This window comes from Pseudomonas fluorescens group sp. (genome assembly GCF_020093335.1).
GTDB classification, from domain to species: Bacteria; Pseudomonadota; Gammaproteobacteria; order Pseudomonadales; family Pseudomonadaceae; genus Aquipseudomonas; species Aquipseudomonas petroselini.
Genome location: NZ_JAIOKW010000012.1, coordinates 60,555 through 86,527 on the forward strand (window position 1 = coordinate 60,555; position 25,973 = coordinate 86,527).

Genomic DNA, 25,973 nt, shown 5'->3' on the forward strand with positions numbered 1-25,973 from the left:
GGCTATGAGAGCATAGTCGAGCTCCCTTGATATCGACGGCCAGTTGGCGTCAAATCAACCCCACGCCTTAAGCGAGGGAAGACGGCTTGGGACAAGGGCTCAATGTAGCTCAATTTTGTTTAATTTGAAGGCGCAGTCGGCATGGATGAACAACTCGCGAAGCTTTCCACCGAAAAACCCACCATTTTGCTGGTCGACGATGAAGAGTCGATCCTCAATAGCCTGCGCCGCTTGTTGCGCGGCCAGCCCTACGATGTGCTGCTCGCCGGCAGCGGTGCCCAGGCCCTGGAAATCATGGCGGCGCAGCCCATCGACCTGGTCATGAGCGATGCGCGCATGCCGGGCATGGACGGGGCCACGCTGTTGGCCAAGGTCCATGATATGTATCCCACCACCAGCCGCATCCTGCTGACCGGGTATGCCGACCTCCCGACGATCATCAAGGCGATCAACGAAGGCCAGATCCACCGTTACATCGGCAAACCCTGGAATGACGATGAACTGAAGCTGATCCTGCAGCAGGCCCTGGAACATCAGCGCCTGGAGCGCCTGACCCAGGCGCAGAACGAGCAGCTCAAGACGCTCAACGCGACCCTTGAAAAACGCGTGGAGTCGCGCACTGGCGAGCTGCAGCAGACCGCCGACATGCTCGACCTGGCCTACGAAGAACTCAAGCGCAGTTACGTGACGGGCACCGAGGTGTTTTCGCTGTTGGCCAACTTGCGCCTGCCCAAGGACAAGCAGACCAACCGCCAGTTGATCGACCTGATCCGGGTGTACTGCAACGCCCAGGCCATGGACGAGGTCAGCACGCGCGACCTGACCATGGCCGCCGCGCTCTACAACATCGGCAAACTGAGCTGGACCGACAGCATGATGACCGCCCCGGCCGATAGGCTGCACAGCACTGACCGCGATCTGTACCGCGCCTATCCGACGCAGAGCGAGTCGCTGCTGATGACGCTGGAGCCGATGAAGGATGCGGCGCGGATCATTCGCCACCACCAGGAACGCTATGACGGCAGCGGCTTTCCCGATCACCTCAAGGAGGAGGCGATTCCGTTCGGTTCACGCCTGCTGAAACTGGCGGTGGATTTCATCGAGTTGCAGAAAGGCCTGATCCTTGAGCGGCAGATGAACAGTGATGAAGCGCTGCTCTACATCCAGAAGTATGCCGGGCGCCTTTACGACCCCAGCCTGGTCGACGATTTCATTCAGGCCTGCGCCAAGTTCCTCAGTGATGTGACGCTGGGCGATCCCACCGTCAAGGTCCTGACCACCCGTGAACTGGCGGACGGCATGGTCCTGGCACGTAACCTCAATGCCGATAACGGCATGTTGCTGCTCAACGCCGGCAAGGTGCTGAACCTGCCGCTGGTGGACAAGCTCATTGCGTTTGAGGCAATGGAAGGCGCGAAATACGCCATTTTTATCAAAGTACCCGAAGAGACCGCGAACCTTTCATGAGCACCTCTACTATCCGCATCGCCGCCGCCCTCCTGATCGGCAGCGACGGCCAAACATTGCTTGTACGCAAGCGTGGCACCCAAGCGTTCATGCAGCCTGGTGGCAAGATCGACGCCGGCGAGCAACCTGCCGAGGCCCTGGCCCGCGAGCTGCACGAAGAGCTGAACCTGTGTATCGACCCCAGCCAAGCCCTCTACCTCGGCAACTTCAGCGCGCCCGCGGTCAACGAGCCGGGCTTTACCGTCGAAGCTGAGTTGTTCCAGGTACGCATCGATGTGCCGGTCACCCCCGCTGCTGAAATCGAAGAGGTACGCTGGATCGATCCTGCCGGTGATGGCGGCTTGCACTTGGCGCCGTTGACACGCGACCTGATCCTGCCGTTTTACCGTGCGTCACTGACCGCAACGGCCTGAAGCCTATGATCATCCGTGCACTGGGGGCCCACGACGCCGAGGCTTATCGGGCCTTGATGCTGGAGGCGTACGGCGCCTATCCGCAGGCATTCACCTCCAGCGTGGCCGAGCGGGCGGCGATGCCGTTGAGCTGGTGGCAAAAGCGCCTCGACAACCCACTGGATCGGCTGCTGGGCGGTTTCGACGGCGATGAACTGGCGGGTATTGTCGGTCTGGCGTACGAGCCACGCGAGAAGGCGCGGCACAAGGTGACCCTGTTCGGTATGTACGTGACCGGGGCCTATCAGCAAAGAGGCCTGGGCCTGCGGTTGGTCGAGGCGGCCCTGGATGAAGCGCGCCGACATCCGCGCTTGAAAGTGATCCAGCTGACCGTCACCGCCGGTAATGACGCCGCGTTTGCGCTGTACCAGCGCTGTGGGTTCACCCAGTACGGTCTGGAACCGCTGGCGGTGCGGGTGGGCGTGGATTACTTCGACAAAATCCACATGTGGCGCGAACTGCAAGACCAGTGATACGCCCTGTGGGAGGGGGAAAGCCCCCTTCCACCGGTTGAGCTGAGCCTTTCAACGCACCGCGCTGACCCCATCCAAGGTGGAAAACGAGGTGTCCTTCGCGGTCAGCAGAAAGTCGCGCATATACGGCGCATCCAGCATGTCCGCGCGAATCCCTGCATACAGCGTCGCAAACAAACCCTTCTCACCCAGCCGCTTGGCTTTCACGTAGCCGCGCGAGCTGTATTCATGCAGCGCCCAGTGGGGCATGCCGCACACGCCACGGCCGCTGGCCACCAGTTGCATCATCATCACCGTCAGTTCCGAGGTGCGCACCTGCGCCGGCTCAACGTCGGCCGGTTCGAGGAAGCGAGTGAAGATGTCCAGGCGGTCGCGCTCCACCGGGTAGGTGATCAGGGTTTCGGTCAGCAAGTCTTGCGGCACGATGTAGGCCTTGTTCGCCAGCGCGTGCTGGTTGGCCACGGCGAGCATGGCTTCATAGGTGAACAGCGGCACATAGGTAATGCCTGGCAGTTCCAGCGGGTCGGACGTCACCACCAAGTCCAGGTCACCCCGGGCCAACGCCGGCAGCGGCGCGAAGGCAAAGCCCGAGGCCAGGTCCAGCTCGACTTCCGGCCAGGCATCGCGGAACTGGTCGATGGTCGGCATCAGCCACTGGAAGCAGCTGTGGCACTCGATGGCCATGTGCAAACGCCCGGCGGTGCCGCCGGCCAAGCGTGCAATGTCGCGCTCGGCGCCGCGCAGCAGCGGCAGGGTGGCGTCGGCCAGTTGCAGCAAGCGCAGGCCGGCGCTGGTGAAGCGCAGCGGCTTGGTCTTGCGCACGAACAACGGCATGCCCAGGCGCTCCTCCAGTTCCTTGAACTGATGAGAAAGCGCCGATTGAGTCAGGTGCAGGCGTTCAGCGGCTTCGACCAGGCTGTCGGCTTCGCGCAAGGCGTGCAGGGTCTTGAGGTGGCGGATCTCTAGCACGGGTTATCCATGAGTAAATTTGATGTTTGAGAAGGAATAGTTGAATTTGTCTCATGTTTACAGCCTCTCATTCAACCCCTGCCGAGCGTCACGACGCCGAAACCTCGTCGGCAGCGACCCACAACGGACGGATATGAGGCAGCGCCGAGGATTTTTTGCCGATATCGGAAAACGGCAATGTCGGGTCATCACCGTGAGTCAGGCCTCGATGCTCCGGCAGCTTCAAGTGGGCTTTCTCGAACTGATCGAATGTGGCTGCGCGCCGGTTGTAATGAAAGTGCGCGTACCACAGCGGCGTTGGCGGCAACGCGGTCAAATCCCAGATTTCATATTCCTGCATGAAATCCGGACGCCCTTCACGTAACAGGGGCAGGCGTTTCAACCCGCTGTTACGCCTTACCTCGACCACGTTATGCCTGGCCAGGTCATCGAGCATGCCATCGGTGGGCTTTTTACTGGACAGGGAAAACTCCGTCCGCAGGGCACGGCCGGTTGTCGTCAGCTGTGTGGCGCCGTCCTGCAGCTGTTTGAGGGTTATATGATCGGGTGCCAAGGGCGCGATGGTTCGCGCCCGGGTGAGCAGCTCATCGGCCTCTCTTGCCAGCATCTCCTCCATCTCCACCGGCAACAGGCCTTGACGGGCGTAGTCACGCACTTTTTTGATGTAAGCCGCCACGGCCTTCAGTCGCGCTTGCGCTTCACTGATCAGGGCGTTGAGGCTCCTGGCGGCGACAACCTCGGCAATCGGCTCGGGGTTGGTCAGGTAATACCGGCCATTGGCGGTTTGCTCCCAGATTTCGGTACGGCCTTGGGCACCGGTGATGGTGTAGCGACGTACGCGGGTCGAGGGTTCCCAGCTTTCCACACCGATCAGCAGCGTGTTGTCTTCAGTTTCGAAAATTCTGCGGGGGCTGCTGATAGGCTTGCGCGGTGCAGGCTCACGCAAGGTTTTACGGGCGCGCTCGGCCATTTTTTCCAGTTCGGCGCGCAGTTGGGGGACGTAAACCGCGTCGAAATGTTGGGGGTAACTGGTTGACCAGCGGTCCAGGTTCATCCGCATGTTTTCGTAGGCATCAATGCAGAAATTGAGGATCGTGTTGCGTTGATTGAGGTTCGAACTGATTTCCAGCAAGTCGGTTTGCAGATCCAACGCACGCCAGGTCGTGGTTTTGGCGTTCTTCAGCGCACCTTGCAGGTAATGCCAGGAGACGTCCGACAGTGCCTTGCCATGATCGATGACGTCCAGCAGGGCGGCGACCTTGGTGTAGTTACGTTTTCTCTCGGACAGGTGCCGGTTTATCACCTCTGAGGCAATGTTTATTCGTTGTCGGTGCTCACGGAGGGAGACCCGGCTGTTCCAAGTGTTCATGGTCTCCATCGCGGTCTCGGTGTGGCGAAAGTGCTCAAGGTTGGCAATGTGTTTGCCCCTGATCTGTTCTCTGAGGGCCGCCCGTACCGTCACCTGCTCATAGGGCATGGCCTCTAGGAGAGCGGTCAGTTTTTCAATGTCATCGGAATGGGTGACCATCCGTTCTCCCCTGAGCTTGATCAGCCATTGTGACTTCCAGACCACTTCATACGCGGCATCACTTTTGGCTTTAGTCCCAACGCTGGCCCGGTTGCCGCGGGAAAATGGAAGGACTTGCTCGAACTGCTCATGAAGCTGTTTAGCAAGCGCTATGCCTTGCGTCAGGTCGGTTACAAGCTCGTCGAACAGGGCGGTCTCGCCGTTTTCGTAGCGATCTACCAGAGTCCCTACGCGCTTATGGTTTTGGTCGAAACGATGATAGATCTGGTCAATGCTGGCCTCGAGTGCGTACTGCCGACGGTAGACCTGATCGGTCCACCAGCGCGGCAGACGCTCACGAATTGCCAACGGCCACAGCGGGTCCAGCCTGTCCGCCAGGTGCCCGAGCGCCGCACCGCCGCCTGCCAGGCCACCGGGGTGTGAGGTGCCGTAGACACCGAAGTGCGTGTCCCACTGCCCGGTTTCATCCAGGGCAATCGGCTGCTTGTAGGTTTTTTTCGAGTTGCCGCTCAGGCGCCAGTGACCATCCTGCAGCTCAACCTGATAGAGCGCATGCCTGCGCAGGATGAAGTCGCCGTCGGCATGCCGGTAGATGTGACGATAAAGGCCGTACGTCGCCGGCTGCAGGTGGCCGAGCGAGAGCGCTTTCTCGTATTCGTAACCGCTGAACCGCAGGCCTATATGGGCACTGCGGCTCGGGGGCGGACGCAAATAACCGCTCACGTTGAACGCGTTGCGCAATTGGCGCGCGGCGGTGCGTGCACGCGCGGCATTCGGGGTGATGAGCACGCCGGTGCCCACGTCGATGGCGGCATCGATCAGTGATTGAAGGACCTGCGTTACCGCCTGTAATCCTTCAACCGGGTCGCCGCGCCGAAACGCACGGACGGCTTCGTTGGCACTGGTCCAACCATCGTGCAGACCGATGGCGGTACCCACGATGGGTACCACACCCATGGCCATCTTGATCCAGGTAAAGGCCTGCTCACCCTTCATCGCATAGCGTTCCCGGTACAGCTCGCTGTTGGAGCGTGAGGTGGCGCGGTGAGCCTCAAGCAAGCGGCCCATGTGGGCGTTGAACACGTGAGTGGCCAGCGACGGTGCGCCTGGCCAGGGTTTGCCGATGGCAATCAGGGCACTATAGTTTTTCAGCACGGCCTGGTTGATCCGGCCGGCATGGCGTTCGACGTCTCCGGGCACTGCGCGTGCGGCCAGGTAACTGACCATGTCGCTGGACAGGCACAGGTTGTAGAGGGCCTGGCGGGCTTGCTCGCGGGTATCGAAGCGCCGCACGTACTGGCGGTCCGGGCTGTCGGGCAGGTAGAGGAGGGTCAGCCCGGTACTTTTTTCTTCAATGAAGCTGATGCCGGACAACGTGCTGGGGCCGTCATCGGTGTCTGCCCCGCCGACACTGAGTACGGCCGGCAGCACAACGAGACCCACCGGCTTGGCCTGCTCGGCGGCCCGGTTGAACACCTGCAGTTCATCCGCCGTGAGGGTGCCATTCAGGTGTGCCAGCCGCCCCTGAATCTTCAGTATCAGGCGGTGGGGTTCCATCAGGCATTCCAGGCGAGCGTCGCGAGTAAACGAGGCTTCCCGGTCGGTGCCCAGCCATGTCTCCTTGATCAGGTCCTCATACTGTTGTGCCACGTCCAGCTCGGTGACCATTGTTTTCACGTAGCGCGGGGTGAGGGCTGCCGCGAGGACTTCACGCTCATTCGTATCGAGCGTGCTGACGAGCACTTTCATAAAGCCCAGGCGTTCACTGAGTGCGTTATCGATGTTACCCAACGCCAGGTCTTCAAGGCTCAGGCTGACTCGGGCCGTGCTGGGTTCCAGCACGGTTTTGGTCGGGGTTCCCGGTGCGCCGGGCGCGGCGAAAAAGTGCTGCCGGTGGGCAACGGTTTCGGGCAAATCCAGTGTCACGGAAAAGGGCTGTTTGAGGGCGAAATCCCGGTTCAGGCGCTTTTCAAGCTGGGTCTTGCAGTAGGTGTGGCTCAGGGGCAGTTTTTGTTCCAGTGCGTGATCGGCCCTGCGCATGGCCCGCCAATAGTCTTCGATCCATGCCTTGAGCTGGGCTCGGTCTTCGGCGCTGACGGTAGTGAGCCAGGTGGTCAGGTGTTCGGCCAGGGCGCCCGTCTGCTGTCGCTCACGCCACTGGGTATAAGCCAGTTCGCGTGCTTCATTCGCCGGTACGCCCAGTTCGTGCAGCAGTTTTACGCGGATGGCTTGCAGTTCAGTGGCTTGTTGCAGGGCTTGTTCGGGCTCGGATGTACGGTGCAACAGCACTTCAATCTGCTGCACACCGTTGGAAAGCTGCTGGTGCAAGCTGTAGTCGAAGGCCTTCTGGCTCAGCAGGCGGGGCTCAAGCGTCAGCGCCGGCTGAGTGGAGGTTTGGACGAAGAACCACGCTTGCAACTGCGCAAAGTTGTCAAAGCGATGCACACCACCATTGTGGCCTGGCCAGTAGAGCAGCAGGCTGTTGGGCGAGGAGGGCAATGCTTTCAAGGTGCTGGCTTGGGTAATCAGCAGCACACCCTCGAGTTCTTTTTGGCTGATGGTTTTTTCGCCGTTCTTCTGCTCGATCATGGACAGGACGAGGCAGGCGACCGCGATGTCCTTGGCGGGTGGTTTGTCGGGGTCCAGCCCATCCATCAACCACTGGTATTCAGGGATGCTGATTTGATTCAACTGTCGTAGCAGCTCGGCTTCCTGCTTCAACCCCTGCCATCGCGCCTGCAGCAGGGCGGTGTATTGAGGGGTGTGCTTCTGCAGTAGCGCCGACAGCATGAGCGCCGGTTTTTGATCGAGCAAAGCGCCGGCTGCTGTGTAGGCCTGCTGCCGGGCCTGATGCAGTGCATCGAATAGAGGGGTGAGTAAGGCCAGGCGCGAGTCGTCCTCGCCCACGAAGACTTCAAGGGCGTTTTGCTGTTGTTTCAAGGCCTGGCGGCGTAGCCCCAATGGCACATCGGCGGTCAAGCCAGTAAAGGGCGGCGGGTTTTCGGTACTGTCGGGTGCAGCGGGCAGTTCTGGGGCTGCAGCGAACAGTGGCTCCCGTTGCAGGCGGTCGATCCGCTCGGCAGTGTGCAGCGCGCTCGCGCCGTGCTCGGCCAAATCACCGTCGGCCGCAGACGTCAGGGTGTCTTGTTTTTGCTTGATCCAATGCTCCTGAAGGTGTGTCAGCCCCGCCTGCAAGGGGGTCTCAACCGTGCGGTACTCGATGCTGTGCTCGCGGGTTATCTGCGTGACGCCGGGGAACAATTCCGGCTGATCACGTAGCCAGGTTTCCAGGCGGACGCGGTCGCCGAACACCATCAGCGCCGGCTGTCGGGTGGGCAAGTACACACACTGAGTCACAGGGTTGTCCTGGTCGGTACGGGTCATGACCAATACACCCGGCACCTCGACCGTAGGGCCGCTGGCAGACGTCAACAGCAGTTGCTCGACATACAGGGCCTGGCCGTCGGCGGGTTGTTCGTCGGCAGGTGGATCGACCAGCCGTAGGAGCGGGGCCACCTGGTCGGTATTGATCTCGCTCACGGCGACGGCATGTTGGGCGGCGGCCAGGAAATGCTGGCGGTACAGTTGGTTGGCCAGTTCGCGCCGGGCCATCGGGGTGCCGGGCGCGCGGGCAATCCACCAGGTGATCCAGTGGCTTCTGATCCCATGCCGCAGGTTCAGCTTCAGCAACCGTTGCAGCAGCGCAACCGGTGTCGTCTCTTCAGAGAGACCAGTGAGTGTGCAGCGTTGGTCGAGGGTGGGGTCTACGCCCGCGAACGCATAGTGTTGTTGAGCGTAGGCCCAGGCGTCCGTGAGCGTGACATCCCGGGCAGGGGCATCACCTTGCGCGGCGAAATGCAGATGTACCTGCTCGCCATCCACGTCCAATTCCTGCCTGATCAGTGTGTTGATCGATGCGCGCACGCTGGGCGCGGTCGCCATCAGGTCGCGCAAACGCTGGCGACTGTCCTGCCAGCTCTCGCGCGCTTGCAGCAAGAGATTTTCATCCACAGCACGGCCTAGAGGGGATGAGGGCCTGCGAATGTCGCTGAGGGTAATGCGTGTGTTGAGTTGTTCCGCCATCAGAATGTCTCGGGATCAATGAAGTAACGGGCATTGAACGTCGGCGTGACTTCTGTGGGGGCTTAGATAGTTGTCGCAGTGACCGTTGAGCGGGCTTCATCAAACTGTCACGCAACTGTGGCAGCGCGCTTGAACAAACTTCATCAGACTCGCGCTCTACTGGGGTTCTGCGTTTCGGTGTTTTTCATGCGCGTGTTGCTTTTACTGGCCGCTCTATTGTTCGGCCTGCCGTCTTTTGCGGCTTCTCGATGTGACGTTAATGTCCCGACCCAAACGGTCGACCTGGCTCAGGTGAGCATCGCCTACCAGAGCATCGGCCGTGCGTCCGACCCGGCCTTGCTGCTGGTGATGGGACTGGGCGGGCAGTTGATCCACTGGCCCGACGAAGTCGTCGTCGCCCTGTGCCAGCAAGGGTTTCGGGTGATCCGCTATGACAACCGCGACGTCGGCCTGTCCACGTGGCGCCAGGCACCGGCCAATGCCAACCTGACCTTTGAAGTGCTGCGCTACAAGCTCGGCCTGCCGGTGGCGGCGCCGTATACCTTGACCGATATGGCCGACGACGCCATCGGCTTGATGGACGCCTTACAGATCCAGCAATTCCACGTGCTGGGCGCGAGCATGGGCGGGATGATCGCCCAGCACCTGGCGGCCATGGCGCCGCAGCGGGTCGAGAGCCTCACGCTGATCATGACCAGTTCCGGCGCCGAAGGCCTGCCGGCACCGAACGCGGCGCTGGTGCAATTGCTGTCGCGGCGCAGCGCGCCGAATCGTGAAGTGGCCCTGGAGCAGCAAGCCGATCTACTGGCGGCGCTGGGCAGCCCGAACGTGAAGGATGATCGCCAGGTGTTGCTGCACCAGGCGGCGCTGTCCTACGACCGGGCCTTCAACCCGGACGGCGTGAAGCGCCAGATCATGGCGATCCTCGCCGAGCCGAGCCGCGTGCCGTTGCTCAACCAACTGCGCGTGCCGACCCTGGTGGTGCACGGTACTGCTGACCCGTTGCTGCCGGTGATGCATGGCGTGCACCTGGCGGCGCATATCCAGGGCAGTCAGTTGAAGCTGATCCCCGGCCTGGCCCATCGTTTCCAGGAAGCGTTCAAGGCGCCGTTGCTGGCGGCGGTGTTGCCGTACCTGCAAGCCCATCGCGAAGATGCCGCGCACTGGGCGCAGATTGACTTGGGCGAGCCTGCAAAGGTGTTGTGACATTGGTGTATCGTGCAACCTTTACGGCACATTACTGCTAGCGAGGTTGCCTGCCATGAGTACCCCCCTGAAAATCGATTTCGTCAGCGACGTGTCCTGCCCCTGGTGCATCATTGGCCTGCGCGGCCTGACCGAAGCCCTCGACCAGCTTGGCGCCGAGGTGCAGGCCGAGATCCATTTCCAGCCGTTCGAACTGAACCCGAACATGCCTGCCATCGGTCAGAACATCGTCGAACACATCACCGAGAAATACGGCTCCAGCGCCGAAGAATCCCAGGCCAACCGTGCGCGTATCCGCGACATGGGTGCCGAGCTGGGCTTTGCCTTTCGCACCGATGGCCAGAGCCGCATCTACAACACCTTCGACGCCCACCGCCTGCTGCATTGGGCCGGGCTGGAAGGGTTGCAGTACAACCTCAAGGAAGCGCTGTTCAAGGCGTACTTCAGCGATGGGCAGGACCCGTCCGACCACGCCACCCTGGCGATCATCGCCGAAAGCGTCGGCCTGGATATCAAACGCGCGGCCGAGATTCTTGCCTCCGACGAATACGCCGTCGACGTGCGTGAGCAAGAGCAGCTGTGGATCTCCCGTGGCGTGAGCTCGGTGCCGACCATCGTGTTCAATGATCAGTACGCCGTCAGCGGTGGGCAGCCGGCGGAGGCGTTTGTGGGCGCGATTCGCCAGATCATCAACGACGCGAAAAACTAAAGTCGAACACGGGTCAACCTGTGGGAGGGGCTTGCTCCCGATAGCGGTGGTTCAGTCAAGACATGTGTTGACTGACACTCTGCTATCGGGGGCAAGCCCCCTCCCACATTTGTTTCTCGGTGTTCTTGAGATAAGTGCTGGCCCGTCCCTTGCATTGACCCCTTAAAGCCTTAGGGGACACTGCCTTGAACATTCTTGACCTCGACCACAGCCTCACCGCCCAGGCACCGATTGCCCGGCGTTTGGCCAGTGGCCGCGCCCACCGTATCGACCTGCTGGACCTGGGCCCCAAGCTGCGCTTGTGGTCCACCGAAAAAACCTGGAAGCGCTTCGCCGAACGCCTGGCCCAACGGCCCCGGCCTACGGATGCGCGGCCGGAAATCCTGTTTGTCGGCTCCGGCGACTATCACCACCTCACACCGGCCTTTCTGGCCGATCTCAAAGAACCGATCAGCCTCATCCACTTCGACAACCACCCCGACTGGGTACGCTTCGCGCCCAAGCGCCACTGTGGTTCGTGGGTCAACCGTGCGCTGAAAATGCCGGCGATCAAACGCATCGTCACCCTCGGCCCGTGCAGCGACGACCTGCATAACCCGCAACTGCGCGGCGGCAACCTTGGCGCCCTCAAGCGCGGGCACTTGCAGTTGTTTCCCTGGCAGCACGCGCCGTCGAAAGTCTGGGGGCGGGTAGGCGATGGCGCCGGCCATCGTCAGCAGGAAGACCACCTGCACTGGCGCAACCTGGCCGAGCTGGATTGGACGGCGTTTCTCGAGCAGATGATCAGCAGCCTGCCCACCGAAGCGATCTGGATCACCGTCGACAAAGACGTGCTCGCCAGTGAAGACGCGGCGACCAACTGGGACCAGGGCGGCATGCGCCTGACTCACCTGCTGCAAGCCCTGCGGGCGTTGGCGGCGCGCAAGCGCATCATCGGCATCGATGTGTGCGGCGAGTTCGCCCAGCCTGCCTTCAGCAATGCGTTCAAACGCTGGGAAGCCAAGTCCGACCAGCCGCCACCCGAGCGTTGGAGCGCGCAAGACCTGCAGCGCAACGCCGCCACCAATGAAGCCTTGATTGATCTGTTTGAGGAGCTGTTCCCGTGACCTTGACCGTGGTGGTGCTGGTGGCGTTTTCCATCGTGCTCGATGTGATCGGCCAGCTGTGTTTCAAGATCGGCCTGGACCGGTTGCCCGAGTTGGACGGCGGCTTTCGCCTGAATGCGTTCTGGGGCCAAGTGTTTAATGCGCCGTTGCTGTGGGCCGGGATCGGCGCCTATGCGATCGAATTTTTCGTGTGGCTCGAGGCCTTGTCCCGCGCGCCGTTGAGCCTGTTGTTTCCGGCCGCCGCGCTGGCGTATTGCGGGGTCGTGCTGGCGGGCAAGGTGGTGCTGGGCGAGACCGTCAGCCGCCGCCGTTGGGCGGGCACGCTGGTGATTACCTTGGGTGTGATGTTGGTGGCGATTGCAGGGAGCCAGGCATGAGTACGCAAACGATGAATACCGGATGGCTGCACGGGCGCTTCGGCACGGTGGTGCTGTGGGCCTTGTTGATCTGCACCGAAAGCGCGGGCCAGCTGTTTACCAAAGTGGCCGGGGATCAATTGGGGCAGATGGATTTCAATTGGCAGTGGCTGGGTGAGGTGGCGCGCAACCCTGGGATCCTGGCGGCGATCGCCAGTTATATCGGCGCGTTTTTCGTCTGGATGCTGATCCTGCGGCGCAGCAGCCTGTCCCTGGCGTTTCCGCTGAGTTCACTGGTGTTTGTGGTGGTGTTGCTGGGTTCGTGGCTGGGGCTGGGGGAACATATCAGCCCGCTACACTGGGTGGGGGTGGCGGTGATCATTGGCGGGATTGTGTTGTTGGCCGAAGGTGAAGAGAACTGATCGGCTTGGTTTTTTTAGTGAGCGGGCTGGCCTCGCACGGGGCAAGCCCGCTCACTACAAGGTCGGGATCAGCCGCGGAATTTGCGGTGTGCGACTAAAAATCCTAATCCATGGGACACCGGAAGCGTTTTCACTCCAGCCGCACGCTGCTGCTCGGCAATCTCTCGATGAAACGCCTTCACTTTCGTCCAGTGCATCTTCGGCCGGTAGTGGTGCTCGGCGTGGTAGCCGTTGTTCATCCAGATCAGGTTGTACAGCACGCCGTAGGCACTTACGCCCCAGGCAATCGGCAGGTCCGGGTTGCCGCCGAAGTGCTCGTAGTAGCCATTGAGCGATGACAGGCACTGGCCCAGGTACCAGAACGGCAGCAACCACACCACCGCCTGCCAGTTGCAGAAGGCCAGGGCGAGATAGAACGCCACCGTCACGCCGATCTCGACCTTGACCCAACGCGCATCCGCCGGGCGTTTGCGCTTCATCTCGTCATAGAAGGGCTTGGGATCGTCGCGGAAAAAACTCAGGAAGGTATAGGCCCACGGGTTCTCCGGCTGGCCATCGTGGCCGCGCTGGTAGATCGACAGCGGGTCGATGGTTTTGCCATCCGGCCCCGGCAGGTCGGCGTTGCCACGGTGATGGCGGTTGTGGATATCGCGGTAGAGCGTCTGGGAAAAACCGATGGTCACCGACAGCAACAGGTCGAAGGCCCGGTTCATCGCGCGATGGCTGAAGTAGGCGTTATGGATCTGGTTGTGGGAGATGCTGTTGATGCTCCACGACAGACTGATCGCGTAGACCAGCGCCAGGGGCACCAAGGCCCACCAGTCCAGGCTGTGGAAAGCGCCAACCAGCCAGACGACAAAGGCGAAATGCGCCAGGCCCAGCGCGATGGGCACCAGGTCCCAGAGTGAATGATGCAGCAGGCGGTAAGCGGGGCGAGCCATGAAGAATGTCCTGGAAAAATGGATTCCAGCACCTCATTGCAAAGCCCAGACCAACCTCAATCGAACTTATAGCTGATGGCCGTCTGCACCTGGCCCTGGTTCACGTCGCCGGTTTCCTTGACGATGCTGCTGTTGGCGGCCGAGCCTACCAGGTGGACCCAGCTGGCGCTGGTCAACAGCGACCAGTTGGCCGCCAGGGGGAATTCAAAGCTCTGGGTCAGCGTCATGTTCTGGAAGCCACCACTGGCGTTGTAGGGACGGATGCCGGAATCCGCGGACTCATTGGCATCAACCCCGAAAAAGGTCTGGGTCTGGCGGGCGTCGGCAAAGTGCGCCAGCAGGCCGGTGCTGCCAATGATGCCGCCACCCAGGGGATAACCCAGTTCACCGCCGACCTTGCCCAGCACACCGCTTTGATCTCGCCCGCCGCCGACGGCCTGGCCCATCTGGGCGTATACCCGCCAGAAATCAGCCGGCGCATATTGGATAAAACCGCCCACCTCGGCCATGTCCGACACATTGCGCAGCCCCTGCAGCGAGCCGTTCGAGGTGCGCCCCTGCAGGTAATTGATATACGGGCCTGCGGTAAAACCGTGGGTGTCCAAGGCGCTCCAGGTCAAGCCGTCATCGGTACTCAGGCTGACGGAGCCCCAGTCCAGATCGAAATAGGGCACCGGCCGCGTTTCGTAGCGGCTGCCGGTAGGGTCATGGGGCTGGTAGCTGACGCCTGCGCCGACTTCGCCGGTGATACCGTCGGCCAGTGCCAGGCTTGAAACACTCCACAGGCCAAGTAACCCGGCGAGTGCAGCGCATGTGATCCTCAACATGGTCACAGTTCCTTGATTGAATACGTGCGCATGAACGCGCAAAGCGCCGTGCCCACGCAAGCACTCATCTTGTTTGTAGCAAGCTACAAAAATTGTAGCTGCTACGACACAAATCGCCCTCCATTCCGAGCAAAGCCCCAGCCCCGCTGGGCCTGCGCCAGTTGGCACACTCCCTGCTCTACCCCTTGTTGCAAGCGCACACAGCGCGCTCCTCCAAGGTAAACAACGATGATCCACTGGCATATCGTGTGTGACTTCGACGGGACCATCACCCCTACCGATGTCATCGACAACGTCCTCCAACGCTTCGCCGGGCCCGAGTGGGAAACCATCGAACAGGAATGGCTGGATGGGCATATCGGTTCACGCGAATGCCTGAGCCGCCAACTGGCACTGATCAAGGCCACCCCCTCCGAACTGCTGGCGTATTTCGACAGCGTCGAGATCGACCCGGACTTCCCCGACTTCGTCGATCACGTGATCGGCCTGGGTGCGTCCATCGAAGTCGTCAGCGACGGCATCGAGCAGGGCATCGCGCGGATCCTGTCACGCAACTACGTGACCCTGCTGCCGATCCTCGCCAACCGTCTGCGCCAGGTCGACCAGAACAGCTGGCGCATCGACTTCCCGTACGCCAGCGATGCCTGCCGCGCCGCTTCCGGCAACTGCAAGTGCAAGTCCACGCCGCGCCACAAGCGCGTGCTGGTGATCGGCGACGGCAAGTCCGACATGTGCGTGGCCTCCACCGCCGACTTCGTGTTTGCCAAGGGCAGCCTCGCCGACTACTGCGTGGCCAACCACATTCCGCACGCGCGCTTCGACACCTTTGCCGAAGTGCCTGCATTGCTGGCGCTGCTGCCACAGGGCATCGCCGCCAACGCCACCACCTTCAACAGCTCTTCTGACAATCAGGAACTCTTCCACCATGTCTGATATCCGTATCGCTACCGCCGAAGACCAGATCCTTCTGGATAAAGAAGCCAAATACTGCTCCTACGGCGACACCGTCCACTACATCGAGCCGCCACGTATTTTCAGCCGTTGCGAAGGCTCCTACGTATGGGACACCGAAGACCAGGCCTACCTCGACCTGCAAATGTGGTACTCGGCGGTCAACTTCGGTTACGCCAACCCGCGCTTGAACAACGCGCTGAAAAAACAGATCGACACCCTGCCGCAAATCGCCAGCCAGTACCTGCACAAAGGCAAGATCGAGCTGTCGGAAATGATCGCGGTCGACGCCAAGAAGAAATTCGGCCTCGACGGTCGTGTGCACTTCAACGTCGGCGGTTCGCAGTCCATTGAAGACTCCCTGAAAGTGGTGCGTAACGCCACCAACGGCAAGAGCCTGATGTTCGCCTTCGAAGGCGGCTACCACGGGCGTACCCTCGGCGCGTCGTCGATCACCTCCAGCTACCGCTACCGTCGCCGCTACGGTCACTTCGGCGAGCGCGCGCAGTTCATCCCGTTCCCGTACCACTTCCGCGGCCCTAAAGGCATGACCAAGGAAGAGTACGGCAGCCACTGCGTGCAGCAATTCGCCCGCCTGTTCGAGACCGAATACAACGGCGTGTGGGACCCGAAAGTCGGCCAGAGCGAATACGCCGCGTTTTACGTCGAGCCGATCCAGGGCACCGGCGGCTACGTGATCCCGCCGATGAACTTCTACCGCGAACTCAAGCAGGTGCTGGACCAGCACGGCATCCTGATGGTGTCCGACGAAATCCAGATGGGCTTCTACCGCACCGGCAAGTTGTGGTCGATCGAGCACTTCGACGTGCAGCCGGACGTGATCGTGTTCGGCAAGGCCCTGACCAACGGCCTCAACCCGTTGGGCGGCATCTGGGCCCGTGAAGAATTGATCAACCCGAAGATCTTCCCACCAGGCTCGACCCACTCCACCTTCGCCTCCAACCCGTTGGGCACGGCGGTCGGCCTGGAAATGTTCAAGATGACCAACGAAGTCGACTACGGCGCGATGGTCATGGCCAAGGGCAAATTCTTCCTCGAAGGCCTGCAAGACCTGCAGAAACGTTTCCCGATCATCGGCGACGTTGACGGCCTGGGCCTGGCCCTGCGTTGCGAAATCTGCGGCCCGGATGGTTTCACGCCGGACAAGGCGACCCTGGACTACATGGTCGAAGAAGGCATGAAGGGCGACATGGTAGTGGATGGCCAAAAACTCGGGCTGATCCTCGATGTGGGCGGTTACTACAAAAACGTGATCACCCTGGCACCGTCCCTGGAAATCAGCTACCCGGAAATCGAACTGGGCTTGAAGCTGCTTGAGCAACTGCTGGTGCGGGCGACCAACCGGTGAACATGGCAGAGATCGACCTCGGTGAAGGTGATGCCGGCTTCGTTCTCGGTGAAGGTCCGGTCGGGATCCTGTTGATCCACGGCCTGACCGGCACTCCCACGGAATTGCGCCAGGTCGCCAAGGGCCTGGCCAAGGCGGGCAACTGCACGGTGTACGTGCCTACCCTGGCCGGGCATTGCGGCGACAACAGCGACTTGCAAGCCACCGGTTGGCGTGACTGGTACGAAGGCGTGCGCAAGACCTTCGTGGGCGTGAAGCAGCGCCACGAGCAGGTGTTTGTCGGTGGCTTGTCGATGGGTGCGGTGATGTCGATGTACTTGGCGTCGGAGCATCCGGGCCAGGTGGCCGGGTTGCTGATGTATTCCACCACGCTCAAGTACGACGGTTGGAGCATCAACAAAATGGCGTTCATCACGCCGTTGCTGATCCGTATCCCGTTCGGCGTGCGCCTGTTCCGCTTTACCGAGAAGCCGCCCTACGGCATCAAGAATGAACGCCTGCGGGCCATCGTTGAACGGCAGATGAAGGAAGGCGAAAGCAGCGAGGCGGGCCTGTTGACGATGGAGGGCGTGACGGTGCGTGAATTGCACTGGATGAACGCCGTGGTCAAAAAACGCATGCCGTCGATCAACGTACCGGCGCTGGTGCTGCACTCCATCGAGGACGACATCACCAGCCGCTGGAACGCCGATTACGTGGAGCGCCATCTTGGCGGGCCGGTGACCAAGATCCTGTTGGACAACTGCTACCACATGATCACCGTCGACCTGCAATACCGCCGAGTGATCGAGCTAAGCGCCGCTTTCATCAGCGAACGAACTCTATGTAGTGAGCGGGCTTGCCCCGCGCTGGGTGGCGAAGCCGCCCCATTTCCGGCACTGAGTTTTTCCAGTTAAACCGCAATTGCAGTTTTTAGGGCGGCTTCGCCCCCCAGCGCGGGGCAAGCCCGCTCACCACAGAAAGCCCGCAGGCCACGACAAACGTATCCACGACAGGCCATAACCAAGGAAACCCTGTGATTACCGCCCAAGCCTTCCCAACCATCCGGGCCATCCAGCGCAGTGCCTGGAACGACTGTTTCCCCGGTGCCCTGGAGGACTGGGACTATTACGTCGCCGTGGAAAACGCCGCTATCGATGATTTCCAGTGGCGCTACCTGGCGGTTTACCAGGATGGAACGCTGGTGGCCGTGGCCGCCGCGTTCATCACTCATTATCGCCTCGACACCACGGTGTCGGGCACCGGCAAGCGCTTGACCGAGCGTGTGGAGCGACTGTGGCCGGGGCTGTTGCAACTGGGGCTGTATGCCCTGGGTTCGCCGGTGGCCGAACGCTGCGACGCTGGTTTCGCCAGTGGCGTGCCGCAGGCGAGTCGTGCGCTGTTGCTCCAGCACCTGCTGCAAGCTGCACGCCGGGATGCCGATGACTTTGGTATCGGCCTGGTGGCGGTCAAGGACGCGCCGAGCAAAGACCCGCACTGGCTTGAGAGTTGCCGGGCGGCGGGCTTCCAAAGCATGCCGAGCTTGCCCACGGGCGTGTTGCCGCTGCCCTATGGGTCGGTGGACGCCTACCTGGGCTCGCTGGGCAAGTCCACGCGCAAGGACCTGCGCCGCAAACTGCGCGCACCAGGGCCGCGGGTGGAGTGGCGGCGCACTATCGACGACGTGCTGCCCGACGTGATGCGCTTGTACGAGGCCACGCTGACGCGTGCCGAATTGCAGTTCGAGCGACTGCCCGCCAGCTACTTCACTGGGGTGCTCGAACGGCTGGATGAGCGCGCGGTCTGTGTTCTTTACTGGGTGGACGAGCAATTGGTCGCGTTCAACCTGATCCTGGTGGACGAACACCGGCTGGTGGACAAATTTTTCGGGCATGACGTCGCGTTCACCCGCGACTACAACCTGTACTTCCGCAGCTGGCTGACCAACGTCGACTACTGTATTCAACACAATATTGCGTTGTATGAGTGCGGACAGGCCGGGTATGCCAGTAAGCTGCGCCTGGGCTGCGAGTTCCAGGGCAACAGCGTGTTTTTCCGCCACCGCAACCGGCTGGTCAACGGCCTGCTCAAGCTTGTAAAACTGTTTATTCGACCGGATCGTTCCGACCCTGCCATGGCTGCTGCGATAAGCGAAACCTGATGATCACCAAGACCCGCCAGAAAGCCCGCCCCTTTGCCATTTCGCGTTGGAGCGTCCAGCGCAAGCTGGTGCTGGCCTTCTGGTTGGTCAGCGTGATTCCCACCATGATCGCGGCCGAATTGGCGGCGACCACGTTGTCGCAGATCTTCGACAGCAACGTGCGCATCTGGCTGCAGGAGTCGACCAAGATCGTCAAGGACGAGATCGGCGACATCCTTCACGACAACGCGCGCATGGCCAAATTGTTCCTGCGTTACACCAGCCCGCCGTCGAGCCGGCAAGCCGCCAAGCACGACCGGCTGACCGCCGACATTGCCGACGCCACCGATATCGACGTGGTGGCGCTGATCCGCGTCAGTGACCACAAGCTGGTGTTCAGCACCGCCGCCGATGACATCGTCAAGCAGATCAGCCTGGCCAACAACACGGTGTTGCAGACGGTGCAGGTGGGGGGCGTATCCACCGGCATAGTGGTCTCGACCTTCGAGACCACCCAGGACGGCGTCGACTATTTGCTGCTGGTCGGGACCTACCTGGACAGCAGTTTCCTCACCAGCGTGGCCGATGTGCATTCCCTCGACCTGCGCCTATACCTGGCCAACCCCGACGGGTTCTCCGAGATCTTTTCGACCCAGCGCTTCGAGGACCATCCTTCGCGCATTCCCAAGAACGTCGAAACCGCGATGCGCAGCACCAAGCAGCCCAGCGAGCAGTTCACCAATAACTACAGCGGGTTGTACTGGCCGATCTTCAACGACGCCGGCGACTTGCAGGGCGTGATTTTCAGCGGCCTGCTGCGCCACACCAGCCTGGTCGGGCTGGTGAACCAGAGCAATCTGTTCGTGTTGATCTTCCTGCTCAGTTCGGCACTGTCGCTGGCAGCGGGGGTGTTGGTGTCGCGGCGCCTGACCAAGCCGCTGCGGGACCTGTCCCAAGGCGTGAGCGCAGTGATCTCCGGCGATTACGCGCACCGCGTGGTGGTGAGCGGCGGCGACGAGCTGGCGCAGCTGAGCAGCACTTTCAACCACATGACCGAGCGCCTGGGCGAGTTGCATCACCTCGAAGCGCAGTTGCGTCGGCGTGATCGCCTGCACGCCTTGGGCGAGGTCGCCATGGGCCTGGCCCACGAGATCCGCAACCCGCTGGGCATCATCAAGACCGCAACGCAGCTGCTGCACCGCCGCGCGGATCTGGCGGACACCGACAAGCGCCACCTGGAATACGTGATCAGTGAAGTCAGCCGCATCAACGACCTGATCACCGAATTCCTCGACTTCGCCAAGCCCAACCCACCGCTACGCGTGTTGCAGCCTGCGCGACCCTTGGTGGAAGAAATCCTCGGCTTCTGCGCCCCGGAACTGGCCACCCATAACATCGACGCGCACATCGATGACCAGGCGCCGGGGGCGACGATCTACGCGGATGCCAAGCAACTCAAGCAGGCGTGCCTCAACCTGATTATCAACGCCATCGACGCGATGCCCGAAGGCGGGCGCCTGACCCTGGGCATTCGCACGCTGGACGACACTACCGTGATCAGCATCGCCGACACCGGCCAGGGCATTCCGGCAGACATGATCGAGCGTATCTTCACGCCATTCGTCACCACCAAGGCGTCCGGCACCGGCCTGGGCCTGGCCAAAGTCTATTCGATCATGGAAAGTCACGACGGCAGCATCGAATGTGCCAGCGAGAAAGATGCCGGCGCCACCTTCAGCCTGTACATTCCGGCGATGGGCGAAGACGACGAGGACAGTCATGACGCATAACATTCTGGTAGTCGACGACGAACCCAAGCTCTGCGACCTGCTGGCGTCGGCCCTGGGCCAGAACAACGTGCAGGTGTTTATCGCCGGCAACGGCCTGCACGCGCTCAAAGTGCTGGAGCAGGAAGACATCGACCTGGTGATCAGCGACTGGCGCATGCCGGGCATGGACGGGCCCGCGCTGCTGGCCGAGATCAAGGTGCGTTACCCGCATGTGCCGGTGATCGTGATGACCGCCTACAGCACGGTGAAAAACGCCGTGCAGTCGATGCGCAACGGCGCCTACGACTACATCGCCAAGCCGTTCGACATCGACGAGCTGGACATCACTGTGGCCAAGGCCCTGCAGTTTCGCGACATCATGCGCGACAACGCGCGCCTGCGTGCCGAGCTGGACGAGCACGCACAGTTCGACAGCCTGGTGGGCGACAGCCCGGCGTTTCGCAAAGTGCTGCAAGCGGTGGACTCGGTGCGCGACAGCAGCGCCACGATCCTGCTGACCGGCGAAAGCGGCACCGGCAAGGAAATGGTCGCCCGCGCGATCCACAAGCACGGCAGCCGTGCCGATAAACCGTTCGTGGCGGTCAACTGCGCGGCCATCCCGGAAGGGCTGCTGGAAAGCGAAATGTTCGGCCATCGTAAAGGCGCGTTCACCGGCGCCGTGGCCGACCGGGTAGGGCGCTTCCAGCAGGCCGACAAGGGCACGCTGTTTCTCGACGAAGTGGGCGACATGCCCCTGGCGCTGCAGGCCAAGATCCTGCGTGCGTTGCAGGAGCGGGTGATCGAACCGGTGGGCGATCCCCGCGAGCGCAAGGTGGACGTGCGGGTCATCGCCGCCACCAATAAGAATTTGCTCGAGGCGGTGGCCAACAAAGAGTTTCGCGAAGATCTGTATTACCGCCTCAACGTGTTCCCGATCCCGCTGCCGGCCTTGCGCGAGCGCGTGGAAGACATCGCGCCACTGGCCCGCCACTTCGCCCAGACCCTGAGTGCCACCGCCGGCAAACGTATCACCGGTTTCAGCCCGGAGGCCCTGCAGGCCATGGCCGCGTATCACTGGCCGGGCAATATCCGTGAGCTGCAGAATTGCGTGGAGCGCGCGACCATCGTGGCCGCAAAGCCGGTGATTGAGGACATCGACTTGCCGGGTTACCTGTTTGCATCCAGGCCGAGTGAGGGCGGCGTGACGGCGATCCTCAGCGACGGTCCGGGCATTCCCCAGGATTTGGACGCGGCGCTGGCGGAGGTGGAGAAGGCCTATATCCTGGCGGCGTTGCAGGAGAGCAACGGCGTGCAGGCTGCGGCGGCGGCGAAGATCGGGATATCCGAGCGAAGCTTTTGGTATCGCCTGAAGAAGCTGGGGATTCAAGTGGACAAAATAGTCCGCTGACCTATCTGACACACCTCAATTCAAATGTGGGAGCTGGCTTGCCTGCGATTGCGGTATGTCTGGGCCAGATGAGTTGACTGATACACCGCTATCGCAGGCAAGCCAGCTCCCACAGTTTGATCGAGTTGTGTCAGGTGTGGACGCGTACCCAGATGCTGACCAGGACGGTTGCGGCCATCAACCAAGCGACAGCCGCAACGGCGAGTGACGCTTCCAACCGCATCCGATCCACCATCACATACAACGTCGCCAGGTACACAAAGTACGGAATGATCGACCACATCCCAAACAGGATCGTGGTCTTCAAGTCGTCCACCGAACGGCCCTTGCCGACGATGTAGTGGGCGATCAGCGCAAAGGTCGGGAACAGCGGCACCAAGCCTGCGATGTAATAGTTCTTGGTTTTGGCCAGCGCGGCCAGGATCAACACCACTGCCGCGCCCAGGGCGGCCTTCAATACCAGGTCCATCAGTGGCTCAGTCCGTATTTCTTGACCTTGTCGAACAGCGTGGTCTTGGCCATCCCCAGTTCCTGGCTGGCCTGGGTCAGGTTGCCGCCGCTGCGTTGCAGGGCATCGTTGAGCAGGTTGCGCTCGAAGGCTTCCACCGCTTCGGTAAACGCCAGGCCTTGGCTGCCGCTGCTGGCGCCGCTTTTCTTGAAGGCGGGCAGACCGAGGGCGAAGCGTTCGGCGACGTTGCGCAGTTCGCGCACGTTGCCGGGCCAGTCGTGGCTCATCAGGCTGGACAGGGTCTGGTTGTCCAGTTCAGGCGCGGTGCGGTCGAAACGCAGGGACGACTGCTGCAGGAAGTGTTCGAACAGTTGCAGGATGTCTTCGCGGCGCTCACGCAGGGGCGGCAGTTCCAGGGTCACCACGTTGAGACGGTAGTACAGGTCGCTGCGGAACTGGCTGGCGCGGCTCAGTTCATCGAGGTCGGACTTGGTGGCGGCGATCACCCGGCAATCCACTGCCACGCTCTGGTTCGAACCCAGGCGTTCCAGGGTGCGTTCCTGCAACACCCGCAGCAACTTGATCTGCAGGTTGATCGGCATGCTCTCCACTTCGTCGAGGAACAGCGTGCCTTCGTGGGCGTGTTCGATCTTGCCGATACGGCGCTTGCCCGCGCCGGTAAAGGCGTTGGCTTCGTGGCCGAAAATCTCGCTTTCGAAGAGGTTCTCCGGCAGCCCGCCGCAGTTCAGGGCGACGAACTGGTGCGAGTGACGCCGACTGAAATCATGCAGGCAGCGCGCGACCAGTTCCTTGCCCGTTCCGGTCTCGCCTTCGATCAGCACGTTGGCCGAGGTGTCGGCGACGTTGGCGATCAGCTCGCGCAGGTTCTGCATGGCCGGCGAGCGGCCAATGATGCGGCCTTCCAGCGAATCACGCTCGGCCAACTGGCGGCGCAGCGACCAGACTTCCCGCGCCAGCCCGCGCTGCTCCAAGGCACGACGGGCGACGTCGACCAGGCGTTCGGGGGAGAAGGGCTTTTCCATGAAGTCATACGCGCCGTTGCGCATCGCGCCGACCGCCATGGAGATGTCGCCATGCCCGGTGATCAGCACCACCGGCAGGCTTTTATCCAGGGCCTTGAGGCGTGTGAGCAACTCCAGGCCGTCGATGCCCGGCAGGCGGATATCGCTGATCACAATGCCGGCGAAGTTCTCGCCGATGCGTTTCAACGCCTCTTCGGCACTGCCCACGCCGACGCTGGGAATATCTTCCAGGGCCAGGGCTTGCTGGCAGCCGAGCAGCACATGGGGGTCGTCTTCGACGATCAACACGGTGAGGTCGTCTTTCAGGGCTGTAGCGTCTGTATTCATGTCGACTCAGCTTTTTGAGCGCCCGCCAACGGCAGGCACAAGACAAAGGCCGTTCCACCACTGGCCGGGTGTTCCACGGCAAGGTTGCCGCCGGTGGCCGCCGCGAGGCTGGCGGACAGGGTCAGGCCCAGGCCCAGGCCCTGCTCGCCGGGTTTGGTGGTGAAGAACGGTTCGAACAAATGCTTGCGGGCCTCGGGGTCGATGCCATGGCCATTGTCGCGCACTTGCAGGCGGTATTTGCCATCGACGGTGCTGCCTTCCAGCCACAGTTCCGGGGCTGGTTGGGCTTGCATGGCGTCGAGGGCGTTGCCGATCAGGTTGACCAGGATCTGCTCCAGGCGCGTCTGGTCGATTTGCAGTTGGGCATTGGAAAAGTCGCGATGCAGGGTCAGCGGCAGGTTGTCCAGGCGTGCGCCGAGTACCTGGAACGCGGCGTCCACCGCCTTGGCCAGGCTCGCTTCGCCTTGATCGTCACCGCGTCGGGCAAAGGAGCGCAGGCTGGCGGTGATGCGGCCCATGCGGTCGATCAGTTCGTTGATGGTCTTCAGGTTGGCGCTGGCGGTGTCCAGGGCGCCGCGCTCAAGGAAACGCACGGTGTTGCCGGACAAGGTACGCAACGCGGCCAGGGGCTGGTTCAGTTCATGGGCAATACTGGTCGACATCTGGCCGATAGCCGCCAGCTTGCCGGCCTGCACCAGCTCATCCTGGGCGCGACGCAGGGTTTCCTCGGCCTGGCGCCGTTCGCGGATCTGACCCTTGAGCCGTTCGTTGCTGGCGCGCAAGTCGGCGGTGCGTTCGGCAATCCGTCGTTCCAGCTGGCTGTTGGCTTCCTGCAGGGCTTCGCGCGCGGCGAGGCGCGTGGCGATGACTTTACGCCGCTCGTTCCAGGCAATCAGCAAAAACGCCACCAGGCCAAACGCGACGGCTACCAGGATGCCCTGATTGATCGCGGCGCGGCGCAGGTCGTTGAGCGGGGTGAGCAGGGTGAAATTCCACGGCGTGTCGTTGAGCGGTCGGGTTTGCGCCAGGTAGCTGACTTCATGCTCGTCATTGACCACTTCGCTGTTGGCCGGGAAGGTCAGTTTCTCGCTGACTTCGTTGAGGCGCTCGCGGGCCAGGGGTTCCAGCTCGTTCAAGGTTGCCCAGTAATATTGCAGGCTGTGGGCCAGGCGTTCCTTGGTGTCATCGCTCAGCGGGCGTACGGCCTTGAGGCGGCGGGCCGGGTCGCTGGAGAGGATGATGATGCCGTTCTCGTCGCTCACAAACGCTTCGAGGCGTGCGCGTTGCCAGCGTTCTTCCAGGGCTTCGAGGCGCACCTTGACCACGGCGACGCCGATGATCTTGCCGTGCTCTTCCAGGCCGTGGGCCAGGTAATAACCGGGTTCGCCGTTGGTACTGCCGATGCCATAGAAACGGCCGGGCTGGCCACGCACGGCGTTCTGGAAATAGGCACGGAAGGACAGGTCTTCACCTTGGTAACTGTCGGCATCGCGCCAGTTGCTGGTGGCCAGCACGCGGCCGGTGGTGTCCATCACGTAGATGGCCCGACTGCGACTGCGTCGGTTCAGGCCTTCGAGGTAATCGTTGACGGTCTTGCGGGTTTCCTGGTTCGGGTCGGCCAGCAGCGTGGAGACGCTGGACTCCAGCTCCAGCAAGCTGGGCAGGTAGGTGTATTTGCTCAGTTCGCTTTCGACGGTACGGGCATGCAGCTCCAGCTGGCGTTCGCCGGTGTCGCTGAGGGTGCGGATGCCGTAGTACTCGCTGATCCAGAAGCCGATATAACCCAGGCCAATCATCAGGGCGACGATCAACGGCGGCAGGAACAGTTGGCGGATCAGACGTGGTTTCACGGCAAGTGATGGCGGTGCGGCGCGAAATTGGTTGGGGTCGCATTTCATCACAGATGCCTTGGGTCAGCTACCAATGTGAATACAGGGATCTTTGGTTGGGAAGGCTGATTGTGGCGAGGGAGCTTGCTCCCGCTGGGCTGCGTAGCAGCC

The 25,973-nt window shown here is 61.8% G+C and carries 21 protein-coding genes; 14 read left to right on the forward strand and 7 right to left on the reverse strand.

Annotated features, from left to right (window positions below; all coding sequences use genetic code 11):
• Positions 1 to 141: 141 nt before the first annotated feature.
• Genes K7431_RS15110 through K7431_RS15120 form a run of 3 tightly spaced genes read left to right on the forward strand, consistent with a single transcriptional unit; the run spans position 142 to position 2,392 of the window.
• Positions 142 to 1,467: an HD domain-containing phosphohydrolase gene (locus tag K7431_RS15110; RefSeq protein ID WP_012722454.1), complete on the forward strand. Its 1,326-nt coding sequence runs from the start codon at positions 142 to 144 to the stop codon at positions 1,465 to 1,467.
• Positions 1,464 to 1,880, forward strand: a complete 417-nt coding sequence (locus tag K7431_RS15115; protein ID WP_012722455.1) for an NUDIX hydrolase — start codon at positions 1,464 to 1,466, stop codon at positions 1,878 to 1,880. Before K7431_RS15110 ends, K7431_RS15115 begins: the two co-directional genes overlap by 4 nt.
• A gap of 5 nt (positions 1,881 to 1,885) precedes the next feature.
• Positions 1,886 to 2,392, forward strand: coding sequence for a GNAT family N-acetyltransferase (locus tag K7431_RS15120; protein ID WP_012722456.1), 507 nt, complete (start codon positions 1,886 to 1,888; stop codon positions 2,390 to 2,392).
• 51 nt (positions 2,393 to 2,443) lie between these two features.
• Here the strand turns inward: K7431_RS15120 and metR are convergent, their stop codons facing one another.
• Together metR and K7431_RS15130 are read right to left on the reverse strand one after the other, a co-directional pair.
• Positions 2,444 to 3,361, reverse strand: coding sequence for a transcriptional regulator MetR (gene metR, locus K7431_RS15125; protein WP_012722457.1), 918 nt, complete (start codon positions 3,359 to 3,361; stop codon positions 2,444 to 2,446).
• An 88-nt stretch (positions 3,362 to 3,449) separates the two neighbouring features.
• Positions 3,450 to 8,900, reverse strand: coding sequence for a dermonecrotic toxin domain-containing protein (locus K7431_RS15130; protein ID WP_224265925.1), 5,451 nt, complete (start codon positions 8,898 to 8,900; stop codon positions 3,450 to 3,452).
• Between the two features lie 258 nt (positions 8,901 to 9,158).
• Between K7431_RS15130 and K7431_RS15135 the strand changes: the two genes are divergently transcribed.
• The 5 genes from K7431_RS15135 to K7431_RS15155 all read left to right on the forward strand — a co-directional run bounded on the left by K7431_RS15135 (position 9,159) and on the right by K7431_RS15155 (position 12,771).
• The gene (locus K7431_RS15135; RefSeq protein WP_012722459.1) at positions 9,159 to 10,178 is read left to right on the forward strand and encodes an alpha/beta fold hydrolase; all 1,020 of its coding nucleotides are present in this window, start codon (positions 9,159 to 9,161) and stop codon (positions 10,176 to 10,178) included.
• A 55-nt stretch (positions 10,179 to 10,233) separates the two neighbouring features.
• Positions 10,234 to 10,887 (forward strand): DsbA family oxidoreductase, encoded by a 654-nt coding sequence (locus K7431_RS15140; protein WP_012722460.1) that lies wholly within the window; start codon positions 10,234 to 10,236, stop codon positions 10,885 to 10,887.
• 185 nt (positions 10,888 to 11,072) lie between these two features.
• Complete coding sequence (locus K7431_RS15145; RefSeq protein WP_012722461.1) at positions 11,073 to 11,993, forward strand: hypothetical protein; 921 nt, start codon at positions 11,073 to 11,075, stop codon at positions 11,991 to 11,993.
• The gene (locus K7431_RS15150; protein WP_012722462.1) at positions 11,990 to 12,370 is read left to right on the forward strand and encodes a transporter; all 381 of its coding nucleotides are present in this window, start codon (positions 11,990 to 11,992) and stop codon (positions 12,368 to 12,370) included. Before K7431_RS15145 ends, K7431_RS15150 begins: the two co-directional genes overlap by 4 nt.
• Entirely contained in the window at positions 12,367 to 12,771 is a 405-nt protein-coding gene (locus tag K7431_RS15155; RefSeq protein WP_043204854.1) for an EamA family transporter, read from the forward strand. The genes K7431_RS15150 and K7431_RS15155 overlap by 4 nt, the downstream gene beginning before the upstream one ends.
• A 68-nt stretch (positions 12,772 to 12,839) precedes the next feature.
• Here K7431_RS15155 and K7431_RS15160 read toward each other — a convergent pair whose 3' ends face one another.
• Positions 12,840 to 13,712: a fatty acid desaturase family protein gene (locus tag K7431_RS15160; protein WP_012722464.1), complete on the reverse strand. Its 873-nt coding sequence runs from the start codon at positions 13,710 to 13,712 to the stop codon at positions 12,840 to 12,842.
• 56 nt (positions 13,713 to 13,768) lie between these two features.
• Positions 13,769 to 14,539: a MipA/OmpV family protein gene (locus tag K7431_RS15165; protein ID WP_043204856.1), complete on the reverse strand. Its 771-nt coding sequence runs from the start codon at positions 14,537 to 14,539 to the stop codon at positions 13,769 to 13,771.
• 228 nt (positions 14,540 to 14,767) lie between these two features.
• On the opposite strand from K7431_RS15165, the gene K7431_RS15170 reads away from it, so the two are divergent.
• The 6 genes from K7431_RS15170 to K7431_RS15195 all read left to right on the forward strand — a co-directional run bounded on the left by K7431_RS15170 (position 14,768) and on the right by K7431_RS15195 (position 22,155).
• Positions 14,768 to 15,472, forward strand: a complete 705-nt coding sequence (locus K7431_RS15170; RefSeq protein ID WP_012722466.1) for an MtnX-like HAD-IB family phosphatase — start codon at positions 14,768 to 14,770, stop codon at positions 15,470 to 15,472.
• On the forward strand, positions 15,465 to 16,859 hold the full coding sequence (locus K7431_RS15175) for an aspartate aminotransferase family protein (RefSeq protein ID WP_012722467.1): 1,395 nt from the start codon (positions 15,465 to 15,467) through the stop codon (positions 16,857 to 16,859). The genes K7431_RS15170 and K7431_RS15175 overlap by 8 nt, the downstream gene beginning before the upstream one ends.
• Positions 16,856 to 17,755: an alpha/beta hydrolase gene (locus tag K7431_RS15180; protein WP_012722468.1), complete on the forward strand. Its 900-nt coding sequence runs from the start codon at positions 16,856 to 16,858 to the stop codon at positions 17,753 to 17,755. Before K7431_RS15175 ends, K7431_RS15180 begins: the two co-directional genes overlap by 4 nt.
• A gap of 119 nt (positions 17,756 to 17,874) precedes the next feature.
• Positions 17,875 to 18,999 (forward strand): GNAT family N-acetyltransferase, encoded by a 1,125-nt coding sequence (locus tag K7431_RS15185; protein ID WP_012722469.1) that lies wholly within the window; start codon positions 17,875 to 17,877, stop codon positions 18,997 to 18,999.
• The gene (locus K7431_RS15190; protein WP_012722470.1) at positions 18,999 to 20,768 is read left to right on the forward strand and encodes a sensor histidine kinase; all 1,770 of its coding nucleotides are present in this window, start codon (positions 18,999 to 19,001) and stop codon (positions 20,766 to 20,768) included. The genes K7431_RS15185 and K7431_RS15190 overlap by 1 nt, the downstream gene beginning before the upstream one ends.
• Complete coding sequence (locus tag K7431_RS15195; protein WP_012722471.1) at positions 20,758 to 22,155, forward strand: sigma-54-dependent transcriptional regulator; 1,398 nt, start codon at positions 20,758 to 20,760, stop codon at positions 22,153 to 22,155. The genes K7431_RS15190 and K7431_RS15195 overlap by 11 nt, the downstream gene beginning before the upstream one ends.
• A gap of 130 nt (positions 22,156 to 22,285) precedes the next feature.
• Here the strand turns inward: K7431_RS15195 and K7431_RS15200 are convergent, their stop codons facing one another.
• The 3 genes from K7431_RS15200 to K7431_RS15210 are packed head-to-tail and all read right to left on the reverse strand — an operon-like array spanning position 22,286 to position 25,871.
• Positions 22,286 to 22,624 (reverse strand): GlpM family protein, encoded by a 339-nt coding sequence (locus tag K7431_RS15200; RefSeq protein ID WP_012722472.1) that lies wholly within the window; start codon positions 22,622 to 22,624, stop codon positions 22,286 to 22,288.
• A complete protein-coding gene (locus tag K7431_RS15205; RefSeq protein WP_012722473.1) occupies positions 22,624 to 23,973 on the reverse strand; it encodes a sigma-54-dependent transcriptional regulator in 1,350 nt (449 codons plus the stop codon). The genes K7431_RS15200 and K7431_RS15205 overlap by 1 nt, the downstream gene beginning before the upstream one ends.
• Entirely contained in the window at positions 23,970 to 25,871 is a 1,902-nt protein-coding gene (locus tag K7431_RS15210; protein WP_043204857.1) for a sensor histidine kinase, read from the reverse strand. The genes K7431_RS15205 and K7431_RS15210 overlap by 4 nt, the downstream gene beginning before the upstream one ends.
• Positions 25,872 to 25,973 lie beyond the last annotated feature (102 nt).